Annotated in this window: 7 protein-coding genes; all 7 read right to left on the bottom strand. The window is 36.3% G+C overall.

Going from position 1 to position 14,157, the window contains the following annotated elements:
• Positions 1-123: 123 nt before the first annotated feature.
• The 7 genes from Q0829_RS19745 to Q0829_RS19715 all read right to left on the bottom strand — a co-directional run bounded on the left by Q0829_RS19745 (position 124) and on the right by Q0829_RS19715 (position 13,966).
• Complete coding sequence (locus tag Q0829_RS19745) at positions 124-4,668, bottom strand: carbohydrate-binding protein (protein WP_298546266.1); 4,545 nt, start codon at positions 4,666-4,668, stop codon at positions 124-126.
• A gap of 41 nt (positions 4,669-4,709) precedes the next feature.
• Positions 4,710-7,142 (bottom strand): T9SS type A sorting domain-containing protein, encoded by a 2,433-nt coding sequence (locus Q0829_RS19740; RefSeq protein WP_298546265.1) that lies wholly within the window; start codon positions 7,140-7,142, stop codon positions 4,710-4,712.
• Between the two features lie 389 nt (positions 7,143-7,531).
• On the bottom strand, positions 7,532-9,349 hold the full coding sequence (locus Q0829_RS19735) for an acyl-CoA dehydrogenase family protein (RefSeq protein WP_298546264.1): 1,818 nt from the start codon (positions 9,347-9,349) through the stop codon (positions 7,532-7,534).
• 56 nt (positions 9,350-9,405) lie between these two features.
• Entirely contained in the window at positions 9,406-9,738 is a 333-nt protein-coding gene (locus Q0829_RS19730) for a four helix bundle protein (RefSeq protein ID WP_298546263.1), read from the bottom strand.
• Between the two features lie 67 nt (positions 9,739-9,805).
• A complete protein-coding gene (locus tag Q0829_RS19725; RefSeq protein WP_298546262.1) occupies positions 9,806-10,996 on the bottom strand; it encodes an acetyl-CoA C-acyltransferase in 1,191 nt (396 codons plus the stop codon).
• 91 nt (positions 10,997-11,087) lie between these two features.
• On the bottom strand, positions 11,088-13,493 hold the full coding sequence (locus tag Q0829_RS19720) for a 3-hydroxyacyl-CoA dehydrogenase/enoyl-CoA hydratase family protein (RefSeq protein WP_298546261.1): 2,406 nt from the start codon (positions 13,491-13,493) through the stop codon (positions 11,088-11,090).
• A gap of 17 nt (positions 13,494-13,510) precedes the next feature.
• Positions 13,511-13,966: a MarR family transcriptional regulator gene (locus Q0829_RS19715; RefSeq protein ID WP_118457218.1), complete on the bottom strand. Its 456-nt coding sequence runs from the start codon at positions 13,964-13,966 to the stop codon at positions 13,511-13,513.
• Positions 13,967-14,157: the final 191 nt, after the last annotated feature.

Genomic DNA, 14,157 nt, shown 5'->3' with positions numbered 1-14,157 from the left:
TTTTCATTTTTATGGGGTTCATTAAAATTATGTGCGTATATCCGTGTTTTTTATATGAAATGTCTCGTTCTAAATAGTATTACACAAAAGTGTTATTTATGGAATCACGCATAATAATAGTTTTTACTGTTTAATGATTTTACCAGTGAGTACTTTTGATCTATTGGATACTTTTAAGAGGTATAATCCTTTCGCCAATCCATTGATATCGAAAGAAGCGGACCCTTTATTGATCACACCTTTAAGGATGGTCTTGCCATTCATATCACTGATGGTATACCTAGATGTTTCGGTAGTGTTTAAACTAATATTGACCTGATCCGCCACAGGATTTGGATAAATAAATAATTGATTCTGATCACTAGTTGTTACACCAGCTGTTCTGACTTGGGTGTCAGAAAATCGAATCCAGTTTACATTAAATAAATAACCATTGCCTCCCTTATAAACTAAATACACGTCATTACTATCATTCACCGCATCAATGTTCGTACTTACTGTTGTCCAAGAGCTCCATGATTTGGTACTTGGTACATTAATGGTTCCAATCAATTGTCCTGAAATACTTCCAAGTCTTACTTCAATATTTCCTCCAGAAGTTTTACTGGATACTCTAGCTTCAATAGAAGTAGCACAGGTAAAGTCAACGGAGTCATATTTAGACCAATCGCCATTATTTATAAAACCAAGATGCTTATTTCCAGAGGAATCTGTAGTAGTTTCAGTAAATATTCCTGACATGCTATTATAATTTTGAGCTTGAATAGTAGAAAAACCAGCACATTCTATGTCTTCATATACCTCAACTTCCGCTAAGGATAAAGCCTCTGTTGTATTTGTTATTATTCTAACAATTTTCCCAAAAACTCCTCCAGCATCAACAGTGATAGATGGATTTGGTGTTGTTGTATATGTTTTACTAAAAAACCAACTACCATTACCATCACCCACTTTCACAGTGAAATTAGATAATCTGTTAGAACAGCAATTATCAGTTCTGTTAAATATTTTAATCTTACCAAGGTTAGTTGCGGTATTAAGTTTTACTTGCCACCATTCTCCTGTTTGACCAGACTTAGTATGGGTTACAGAGCCTTTACTATATTCGCCATCTGTATTTCCATCAATAGCTAATGATGCATATCCATTATATGATGTGGTAGATTGAGAAGCTACGCCATTTAAAGCAATGTTTTCTCCTGTAGATGGAGGAGGAGTTTCAGAAGTTGAAAGGTACTCTGAGGTCACCGCGAGGCCACGAGAGTCAGTTATCTTAAAAAAAATGATTTCAGCATTTGCAGGTATACTTGCTGAAATAGTATTGCCAGAAACACTTGCATTGGTTGTTATCCATTCCTTGTCATTCAAATCTATAGTATCATCATCATTGGTGTAGAACAATTGAGCACTACTTAACTCAGCCTCAGAACTAGCAATAACAGAACCTATGTTTGAACTAATATATGGTTTTCCTAATTGAGGCAGTGCCACATCTCCATGAACAACAGAGTTGGCAAACATATATACTTCGTCACGTCTTCTCCAAGTTAAGTGACCATGCGGAAAACCGGTTAGATATAATAAACTTGTAGATCCTTGGACCGCTTGAGAAGATAGTTGTTGGCATGAAAGGGAAAAATGATAATCATTAACTCCGTTAAGCCATAAGGTAGGAAACGTGACATTATCAAAATATACACTTCCGTCATAATATGTATTTACAAATTCTGTTTCAGCACCGGCGGCTAAAGCATCACCCTGATGACCATCTGATTCAGAAAGGAATCCAGCGCCATAAATAGGTATTGCCCAAGCCAGTCGACTATCAACTCCCATTACGGTACTAGTTAATGTTCCTCCCCAGCTTGCACCTAAAACTCCAATTTTATTAGCATTAACTTCAGGGAAAGAAGCTATTAGAGAATGTGCTTTTAGAATTTGAGCAACTGCGTGATAATACCATTGCTCCTTAATGGGCAATTTATAATCATCCCAAACTCCTACACGTTTTGGACCTGGGTTAGGTGTTTTTTCATTATTAGGGTATTGTCCTTCTAAATCCATGCTAATGGCGGCGTATCCATGATCATTCCAATATTTTACAGCCTGAGGAAAGGCTGTGCCGCCTCCGCCATGTGCAAATATAGCAGCTGGCCATCCTCCTGCTGGTGGGGTACCACTGGGTGCGCTATAATAGGCAAATACTTCTACTTTTTTCCCCAGATACTCGATTGATTCGTACAGTATTCCTGTCATCCCGTCTACAGCATCGACTGTAGTAGTTCTCCAATCAGGGACTTCTCGTAACTCAGTAATGTTCCATGGACCAATGGTTTGGTTTTCTGGTATTGTTATGGTTGTTGATTCATTGAATTCAATCCAGTTTAAATTTAGTAAATATCCGCTGCCTCCCGTAAATACAAAATATACATCGTGAGTTCCACTTACTGAGCTAATGGCTTTACTTATAGTTTCATAATTAGTCCATGAGCCTGTAGAAACTACTGGAATAGTAGCAACTAAAGTACCAGAAACTCCATCCAATCTTACTTCAATATCTCCACCAGAATTTTGGCTTGAAACTCGTGCATCAATAGCAGTAGCACATGTAAGGTCAATATTGTTGAAACTGATCCAATCACCATCTTGTATATAACCAACTTGTTGTCCGCCACCAGTATCAGAAGAGGATTCTATCACCACTCCAGACATCGTATCATAGTCTTCAGCTTGAATTGTTGTGCATACGGATCTTTCACTTCCGTATACTTCTACTTCCGCTAAATTTAATACAATAGATGTAGGGTTGGAATGCTGTTGTATTTTTATAATTTGACCAGTTACTCTACCAATATCGATTGCTATAGATGGACTAGGAGCAGTGGTAAATGTTTTAGAATACGTTGTGTTATTATTAGCATCAATAACGATTACATCAAAATTAGATAATCTTGTGTCACAACAAGCATCGGTACGACCAAAAACGTTAATAGTACTGATACTGTATTCAGATTTTAAATCAACCTGCCACCAAGGATCTATTTCTGGGGATGTACGAGTTACAGAGCCGCCGGACCATTTGCCATTAGTATTTTTATCAATGGCTAGAAATGCTTCTCCACCACCATTAGGATGATTGGATGATTGCGTTGCGATTCCGCTTAGAGCAAGGTTTGAATTTCCAGAGTCACCGCTAGTAACGGTTAATTGCCTTACTGCAGTTGCTGCTGCTGCGAATGTAGCGTTACCATTTTGAGATGCAGTTATATTGGTAGTACCAGCTCCTTTTATACGAATTTTATTATTTACAATAGTAGCCACATTAGTGTTAGAACTTGTAAGTGTTACTGGAGCTCCAGAACTGGCGAATGCAAAAGGCATAAAGTCTGGATCATTAACTTGTTTGTTAGGGATCTTCGGGAAATCAATAAATTGATGGTAGTTCGGAGCTACTTCACCTACTAAAAAAGCTCCTTCTGGTCTTGTGTAAGGCACATAATCCGGCTTTGGTGTTGATAATAATCGATTATTAATCTCCTTCATTATTGCCATTTCATCGGCCATCATATGTCCCTCATTTCCACCTCCGTTTGGAGTTGTAGTTGTAGCCCAGGTTACTGCAGCACCGACATCAGTAAGTCTTCTTACAAATCGATATGCTTGTTCTGTTTCAAATACCAAATCTTCTTGTGGTAAGTGCCATCTAGCCCTCGTTGGGAACCATGCGTGTTTTAATTTAGATTCTCCATTAAACGTCGCATAGGGATCATCAACCATATTTGTTAAGGTGAATTCATCATATCCCCAGGAGTTTACTGGTGCTTTTTGAGCAATAGGTGTAACATGTCCATGAGTAAAATCTTGAGTACGTGTTAGTGGTTCATGAACAACCACTTTGTAATTGGTATCATTATCATCGTTGATACCATCAGAATCTACTTTGATAGTACTACCGTTTAACGAATAATATTTTTTGCTGGCATTAACACCACAAACTGATCCTGGATCAGTAGTTTTTATCATTTCAACAAAATCCTTACCATTAGTTCCCATACCTCCAAAAGTATCTAACCAATATCCATCGGCATAGTCTTTTACATTTTCTATAAAACCCTGTATAAGATATTTGTAGGAAGTATATTCGGTACCATCATAATGACTGGTGTAGTATGCTTTCCAAGCGGCTTGAACATCAGCAGATGCTCTGTCAAAGAAGCTACATGAGATATATAAGATTATTTTTTTATCCGCATTTTTAAAGGTTTGCAAGACATCAAAAATAATTTCATCATTGGCAGCACTAGGAACGATACTTGGATGTATTTCGTTGGCGACATCGATATTGGTGTTAGCACTTAAGGTGAAATAATGGGAATTCGCAAAATATGATAAATTGGTTATTATATGGCCGACGGTAGGTAGTTCATCAACTATTTCTTGGGATCCACTATGATAATCGTAACCATTAGATATTTCTTTATTTAATCTGGAACCTCCAAAAACGGGATAGGTTATTCCCCAGGATCCCGCGAGCCAATCCGTTTCTGGTTGTTGAGCTATTATCGTATTAGAAAAAATGAATAAAATAAATAGAAGGCAACATTGTTTTACCTTTGAAGTAAGTTTGCTTTTAAAAAGAGCGAATAAATTTTGATTGTCGTTTTTCATGGTTGAGTTTGCTTGGTTTTAGAGTTTGTATGATGTGTTTTTTACTGTTTAATGATTTTGCGAGTAAGTACTTTTGATCTATTGGATACTTTTAAGAGGTATAATCCTTTCGCCAATCCATTGATATCTAAGGAAACAGAACCTTCGTTGATTACACCTTTAAGTATGGTCTTGCCATTGACATCACTGATGGTATAAGTAGATGTTTCAGTAGTATCCAAACTAAGATTGACCTGATCTGTCACAGGATTTGGATAAATAAAGACTTCGTTAGTATCTATAACATCAGGATCTTTATCACCTTCTATTGGAGTAATAATCCAATGTAAGTTTTGACTATCACTAGAGGAGTTCCAAAGTGCTATATTTTGGGTATTTGATCCACCAGAACCTCCATTTAGGGCAAATCCAGGTGCATTACGTTTTATTAACTTAAAAGCTCCACCACCAACATCCACTTTTTGCCAATGCTGGTTTTGGTTATTTTCATTACAAGTCCATAAATATACATTCTGACGAGTCACTCCACCATTGCCTCCATCCATACAAAAGTTAGTCCCCTTTTTTTGGTAAGAATAATAACCATTTCCACGATTAATCTCAATCCATTGTTGGTTTTCGTTACTAGGATTTTGACTATACAAATATATATTTTGACCATTATCTCCTCCCCAATTTCCATCTACAGCATAACCTTTGGCATTACGCTTAGTAATATGTACTAAAGTACTGGACCCTATGGTTGAAGCATTGACCGTTAACACACGTGATCTATCTGGTGCGGCATTATAAGTTGCATTACCAGCTTGCGAGGCGGTAATATATGATCTACCCTCTCCAACAATACGAATTTTACCATTTACTATAGTTGCTACATTAGTATTTCCACTAGTGTAAGTTATTGTTAAGCCTGAACTTGCAGTTACTCCTGGATCAAAATCAGGATCACCTACTCGAATAATTGGAAATGGTGGAAAAGTAATTACCTGGTCTTGTTTTTCAACACCACCTCGAGTAACCACTAGTGGTCGCTCTGCGGGTACAGCAGATGTAAACGCTCCAGCGCCTTGTTGAATTGCTGTAATGGTTGTTTTACCAGGACCTACAATATGTACTTTACCATTAACTATCTTAGCTACATTCGTATTAGAACTTGTAAAAGACACCGTTAATCCAGAAGTTGCAGTAGCCGCAATAAAATCAGGATCACCGACCTCTTTTGTTGGAATATCAGGAAATTCAATATATTGAGTTTCTTCAACTAAACTAGCACCTTGTGGTCTTGTATAAGGAACATAATCCGGTTTTGGGTCCATAATTAATCTGCGATTAACTTCCTTCATAATGGTCATCTCATCAGACATCATATGACCCGCTCGACCGTCTCCAAGATTTGGTGTTTGGTTGGTGTTAGCAAAAGTGATCATTCCTCCATAATCCGTAATCCTTCTAACAAACCTATAGGCTTCTTCGGTATTAAAAACTATAGGTACTTGTGGAGAGTGCCATCTTTCCCTAATAGGAAACCAACCGTGTTTTTGAACTTGTTTTCCATTACTAGCAGTGTAGAACGGTTCTACCATCATATTGGGTATCATGAACTCTTCATAGGACCATGAGTTTGGCGGAGCTCCTTGTCCCAAAGGTACAATATGCCCATCCGTAAAATCAGGTAAAGGATCATTGGAATCGTGCAGTTTCACATAATAATCGGCAGGGTTTGTGTCATTAACACCATCAGAATCTACATAAACATCTTCTCCATTATGTGTTAATCTACTTGCTCCTCCAGAAGCAATTAAAGCCGTAGGGTCTGCTTCGCGTATCATCGCTACAAAATCACCAAAATTTCCATCACCTCTTAGGGCAGATGTTGTATCTAACCAGTATCCATCCGCATAATCTGCAGCAGCTTCTACAAAGCCTTGTATGAGATGGCGATAAGCCAAATATTCATTTCCGCCGAATTTTGTGGTATAATAGTTCACCCAACCTTCCTTGAGGTCACCAGTAGCTCTATCCAAATAGTTTGTAGAAATGTAAAGAATTATTTTCTTACCTGAATTTCTTAACAACTGAATTGCTTCTACAGCAACTCCATCATTTTCCACGCTGGGAATCATTGCAGGATGTATTTCATTGGCTACATCAATATTGGTATTTGCTCTTGTGTTGAAATAATGGGAGTGTGCAAAGTACGATAGATTGGTAATTACGTGGCCTGCTGTAGGAAGCTCATCTACTATTTCCTGAGCACCACCCATATAATCCTTTTGATTCAGGTTGATTTCTCCATCCAGTCTTTCTCCTCCAAAAATAGGGAATGTCACTCCCCATGAGCCTTCAAAACTAACTTGAGAAAATGTGGCTGTTTGCGAAGCTATTAATAATAAGATGAATAGGACTAAGGGCTTTGATATATCGAACAGCTGACTTCCGAACTGAACGAATACATTTTGATTGTAGCTTTTCATGGTTGAGTTTGTGTGGTTTAAGAGTTTTGTATGAGGTATTTCTCAAGCGAATAGTTTTTTGAGGGACTAAGTTCATTGCTTGTATTGCGGTTCAGATATTAAAATTGGTTAACCAATTTTAATATCGTACAATTGTACATAATTTACGGATAGAGTAGAGTTGTTGTCTAGAATTAGTAAGTATTTAACTAGAATTCGTATGTGATTGAAATACAGTTCAATTAATATAGATATACAATATTGATAATTGATTTTATAGTGTGATGCATTTGAGGACGAGATAATATATAAATAAAAAACCGCCTTTCCCCAACAGAAAGACGGTTTTCTTAAATCAAAATTAAACAACTCTCTAGTTTATTGCCATAGAGAGGGCATATAACTATTACTTACGAGAAGCAGTATCCATTTTCCGCGGCTACTTTATCAGCAATCTTTGTTCTTAAAGCTACCACATTAGGTTGGTTCGCATATTTAGTAAAACGCTTTAATCCCATTAACATCATACGTTGCTCATCTCCTTCAGCAAAAGAAACGATTCCTTCTTTTCCTTTTTTAATAACGATATCTACTGCATTATATAAGTATAACTGAGACATTGCAATCTGGATCTCTTGAGAATCTTCTCCAAAACGCTTAGCATTTTTCTCTGTACGTAGAATTGTAGACTCAGCCATATAGATTTCAATTAGAATATCTGAAGCAGCCATTAATAATTGCTGGTGCTCTTCTAATTGTGGACCAAATTTCTGCATAGCAGCTCCTGCCACCATTAAGAATACTTTCTTCATTTTTGCAATGATCTCTTTTTCTTCTGCAAATAAGGCAGAGTAATCAGGAGTATCAAAAGAAGGAATTCCTGTTAATTCATCAGCAACCTTCATAGCAGGGTTTAAAAGATCTACATGACCTTTCATCGCTTTCTTCACTAGCATACCTACAGCTAACATACGGTTGATCTCATTAGTACCTTCATAGATACGAGAAATACGAGCATCTCTCCAAGCAGATTCCATCGGAGTATCTGCAGAGAATCCCATTCCTCCAAATATCTGAATACCTTCATCAGTAGTATTTTGTACATCTTCAGAAACCGCAACTTTTAGAATAGAACATTCTATAGCATATTCTTCTACTCCTTTAAGTTCTGCTTCTTGGTGACTGTTTCCTTCTGCTTGACGAATAGCAATTCTATCTTCGATATTTTTTGCAGCACGGTAACTTGCAGATTCATCTGCATAAGTGTTTGTAGCCATCTCTGCAATCTTAGACTTGATAGCTCCAAAATTCATAATAGGAGTTTTAAACTGAATACGCTCATTAGCATATTTAGTAGCTTCTCCAATAACTCTACGTTGTGCATCTAAACAAGCCGCAGCCAATTTGATGCGTCCAACATTTAGTGCATTCATCGCTATTTTGAATCCATTACCTCTTTCTGATAACATATTCTCTACAGGTACTTTAGTGTCGCTAAAGAAAACCTGACGAGTAGAAGAGGAGTGGATACCTAATTTCTTTTCTTCATCACCTAATGAGATACCATTAGCATTGTTAGGATCATATTCTACAATAAATCCAGTAATATTTTTATCATCCTCAATACGAGCAAAAACAATCATTACATTACAGAATCCTGCATTAGAGATCCACATTTTTTGACCAGAAATCAAATAGTGCTTACCATCATCAGATAATACAGCTTTAGTTTTACCAGAGTTAGCATCAGATCCAGCTCCTGGTTCTGTTAAACAGTATGCTCCCATCCACTCTCCAGTGGCTAATTTAGAAACATATTTTTTCTTTTGTTCTTCATTACCATATAATGATATAGGCATAGTACCAATACCTGTATGGGCTCCAAAAGCAGTACTAAATGATCCTGTAGCACCTGATATATAATCACATACTAACATTGTAGAAACAAATCCCATTCCAAGACCGTCATATGCTTCTGGTACAGCAACACCAAGAAGACCAAGTTCTCCGGCCTTTTTCATGCACTCTGCTGTATAAGCATAATCTTTTGATTCGAATCTCTCCCAGTGCGCCCAAAGTTCTCTATCTACAAATTCTTTGGTACTATCACGCATCATCTTTTGCTCCTCAGAAAAATCTTCTGGAGTAAATACATCTTCAGCTTTCGTTTCTTTAACAAGGAATTGTCCTCCTCTAAGAATGTCTTTGTTTAAAGTTTCTGTACTCATTTTATTATTTTATTCGGTTATTGAAAAGAGAAAAAAAGATGAAAGAAAAGAGACTTTTATATATGGAGTCCATTTTGGAAACCCATTGTCATTCTTTGCCATTCTTCAATTTTATCCTCTAATTTTTTTAAACTATTATCATTAATATATTTTCTATGGTAAGCAACAAGAAGTTGCGTTCCTAACTCAAAAGAAGAACTTAATGAATAATCAATAAAATTATTAAATGATTTATCCGTTCTTCCTGATCCTTCAGCAATATTACTCGGCATAGAAACAGAACATCGACTCATTTGAGAGCTTAAGTCATATCTTTCGTGTTTCGGAAAACTTATTAAAATATCGGATATATCATTAGCAATCTCTAACCCCAATTGCCATATCTTCAAATTTTTATAATTATGTCTTTTCCTCAAAATCAAAAAAATCTTTATTCTTATTTCTTTGCTTTTTAATCTAATTAAGAAATTCAAAAATACCAGCGGCACCTTGTCCTGTTCCAACGCACATGGTTACCATTCCGTATTTACCTTTCATATCACGTTTACGCATCTCATCAAATAACTGAACAGAAAGTTTAGCTCCAGTACAACCAAGAGGATGTCCTAAAGCAATAGCTCCTCCATTTACGTTCACTATATCTTGATTGATGTTCAGTTCGCGCATTACAGCTAATGATTGTGAAGCGAAAGCTTCATTAAGCTCAATTAGATCGATATCATCTTGTTTTAAACCAGCTTGTTTTAATGCTTTAGGAATAGCCTTTACGGGACCGATTCCCATAATTCTAGGTTCTACACCAGCTGCCGCATAGTTTACAAGTCTTGCTATTGGTTCTAGATTTAATTCTTTCACCATATCTTCACTCATAACCATTACAAAAGCTGCACCATCACTCATCTGAGAAGAGTTACCAGCAGTTACACTTCCACCTGCTTCAAAAACGGGTCTAAGTTTCCCTAAAACTTCTTTGCTAGTTCCTTTACGAGGCCCTTCATCTTTAGTTACTGTATATGATTTACTGGCTTTTTTTCCGTTTTCATCAACATAAATTTGTTCTACATTGATAGGAACGATTTGGTCTTGAAAACGATTTTCAGCTTGCGCTTTTAACGCTTTCATATGAGAGTTATATGCGAACTCATCTTGATCTTCACGTGATACATTGAATTGATGAGCTACTGCTTCTGCAGTGTTACCCATTCCCCAATAGTAATCTTCGTGACCAGACTTGGCTAAATCATAATTTAATTCTGTTTTGTATCCAGTCATAGGAACAGAACTCATGCTTTCTGCACCACCAGCAATAATACAATCTGCCATTCCAGCTTGTATTTTTGCAGTAGCCATACCTATAGTTTCAATTCCAGAAGAACAAAATCTATTTACCGTAACACCAGGTACATCAATAGACTCTAATCCCATAAGTGATATTAGACGTGCCATATTTAGACCCTGGGATCCTTCTGGCATTGCATTACCAACAATAACATCATCAATACGACTTTTGTCTAGTTGTGGTAATTCTTTCATCATATGCTGAATGGTTTCAGCAGCTAATTCATCAGTTCTTTTAAATCTGAACACTCCGCGAGGCGCTTTTCCTACGGCTGTTCTATATGCTTTTACTATATATGCGGTTTTCATTTTTTTTTAGATTTTTAGATTATTCGATTTTTAGATTGATTGGATGTAATAGTCTAACAATCCAACAATCCTGTAATCTAATTACTCAATACTAGTTTCTTAAAGGTTTACCTTTCTTAAGCATATGTTCTATACGCTCTAGCGTTTTGCGTTCTGTACATAAAGACAAGAAAGCTTCGCGCTCTAGATCCAATAAGTATTGCTCCGTTACAAGAGTTGGTTCTGATAAATCTCCTCCAGCCATAACATATCCTAGCTTATTAGCTATTTTGTGATCATGTTCAGAGATATATTTACTTGCTTCCATTGAATCTGTTCCAACTAAGAACATACCTAGTGCTTGTTTACCAAGTACTTTTACATCTTTTCTTCTAACCGGTTGTGTATATCCTTGTTCTGCCATTAATTTTGCATATGCTTTCGCAGTAGCAATTTGGCGATCTTTATTAACAACAACTATATCTTTTCCTTTTTGAAGTAAATTTGTATCAAATGCTTCGTAAGCAGAAGTAGATACTTTAGCCATACCAATAGTTAAGAAATGTTCCTGAAGTACATTAAGCTCTACATCATCTTTTTTGAAAAGATCAGAAGCTCTTAATGCCATCTCTTTAGAACCACCTCCACCAGGGATTACACCAACACCGAATTCTACTAATCCCATATAAGTTTCTGCAGCAGCAACTACTTTATCAGCATGTAAAGAAATTTCACATCCACCACCTAATGCCATACCGTGTGGCGCGACAATTGTTGGTATCGAAGAATAACGCATACGCATCATAGAATCTTGGAAATACTTTATAGCCATATTTAGCTCATCATATTCCTGCTCTACAGCCATCATAAAGATCATTCCGATATTAGCTCCAACAGAGAAGTTAGCGGCTTGATTACCTACAACTAATCCTTGGAAATTTTTCTCAGCCATATCAATGGCTGTATTTAATCCTGCAAGGACATCACCACCTATAGTATTCATCTTGCTTTGGAATTCTACATTAAGGATTCCATCACCAAGATCTTCTACTACAACACCACTGTTTTTGAAAACTTCTGACGATTTACGGATATTATCAAGAATGATAAACGCGTCTTGTCCAGGAACTTTTACTTGTTCCTTTTTTGGAATGTCGTAATAATTAGTAGCTCCATTTTTTACAGTGTAAAAGGAAGTATTTCCTGAAGCGATCATATCATGTACCCAAGTAGCTGGTTCATATCCTTCTGCTTTCATTATTTCGATTCCTTTTTCTACACCGATTGCATCCCATATTTGGAATGGCCCATGTTCCCATCCAAATCCAGCTTTCATAGCATCATCAATCTTATAAAGATCATCTGTGATTTCAGGAATGCGATTTGATACATATGCAAATAATGCAGCGAAACTTTTACGATAAAATTCTCCAGCTTTATCTTTTCCTGCAACCAGTACTTTAAAACGATCTACTACCTTATCGATAGTCTTTGTCATTTCAAGAGTTGCAAAAGAAGCTCTTTTCTTTTCTCTATATTCCAAAGTATCTAAATCCAATGAAAGGATATCTTTCTTTCCTTCTGGAGATACGTGTTTTTTGTAAAATCCTTGCTTAGTCTTACTTCCTAACCATTTATTCTCCATCATTGTGTTGATGAAGGCAGGTAGTTTGAATAATTCGTGACGTTCATCATCAGGGCAATTATCAGCAATACCATTAGCAACGTGTACTAAAGTATCTAATCCTACCACATCAACGGTACGAAAAGTAGCGGATTTTGGACGTCCAATAACTGGGCCTGATAATTTATCAACTTCTTCAATAGTTAATCCCATATCTTTTACCATATGGAATAAGCTCATGATACTAAAGATACCTATCCTGTTTCCAATAAATGCAGGAGTATCTTTAGCAACTACGGATGTTTTTCCTAAGAATTGTTCTCCATACCCGTTAAGGAATTCAAGTACTTCGGTAGAAGTATTTGGTCCAGGTATGATTTCAAATAATTTTAGGTATCGAGCTGGGTTAAAGAAGTGAGTTCCACAGAAATGTTTCTGGAAATCTTCGCTTCTTCCTTCGTTCATGAATTTTATAGGAATACCTGAAGTATTTGAAGTAATTAATGTTCCAGGTGTTCTGTGTTTTTCTAGATTTTCAAAAACTATTTTTTTAATATCTAGTCTTTCTACAACTACTTCGATAATCCAATCTACATCAGCTACTTTTGCAATATCATCTTCCAGATTTCCAGTAGTGATACGATTTGCAAATTTTTGATGATAAATTGGAGAAGGTTTGGATTTAAGAGCGGCTGTTAGTGAATCATTTACTAACCTGTTACGAACCACTTTACTTTCTAGTGTAAGGCCTTTCGCCTTTTCTTTGTCGTTTAATTCTCTAGGCACTATGTCTAATAATAGTACTTCGACGCCGATATTAGCGAAATGACATGCAATACCGGAGCCCATTATTCCTGAACCAACGACTGCAACTTTTTTAATGACTCTTTTCATTTTTTAACTTCTGGTTGTTAAGATGTTATAGATTCTTTTTTTGTGTATATTTTCTTGGTAGCAATAAGATCATTTATCAATTGAAATACTTCTAGGAAAGTATCAAGTTTTTCTTTTGGCACATGCTTTCTTACTGCATGATCAAATGTAAAAACTACATCTTTTGAGAAATTTCTCATTTCTACTCCGAAAGGGGTTAGATATATTAGAACACCACGTCCGTCCTGAGGATTCTTTTTTCTAAAGATCAATCCTTTTTCTTCCATGGTTTTTAAAGTTCGTGATAAACTAGTGGCTTCCATTCCCATTTTAGGGCCTAATGAGGTAGATGGCGTTCCATTTTCTGGATCGATACTTATTAGTGCAAAACCTGTTGCCATTGTACTACCTTTTTTACCTGCTTCTTCGTTATACATCTTAGCAACTGCCATCCATGTAGCACGAAGTGCATAATCAATCGTTTTTTCTCTCATTCAGAAAATTTGTTATGCTGTAAAGGTAAGAAAAATTTACTATGCACGCATAATAAATTGTATAAAAAATTGTGAAAAGAGTAAGTAATTTACATTTTTCTATTGAATTAATAAAAAAACTCCCCATAAAATGAGGAGTTTACTGATTTAAAGTTAAAGTTTTACACTATACATTTGTAATCAGTGAATTG

The organism is uncultured Aquimarina sp. (assembly GCF_947492405.1).
In the GTDB taxonomy this organism is placed as follows: domain Bacteria; phylum Bacteroidota; class Bacteroidia; order Flavobacteriales; family Flavobacteriaceae; genus Aquimarina.
The sequence above is the reverse complement of the archived record's forward strand: the minus strand, read 5'-3'. Positions and strand labels throughout refer to the sequence as shown.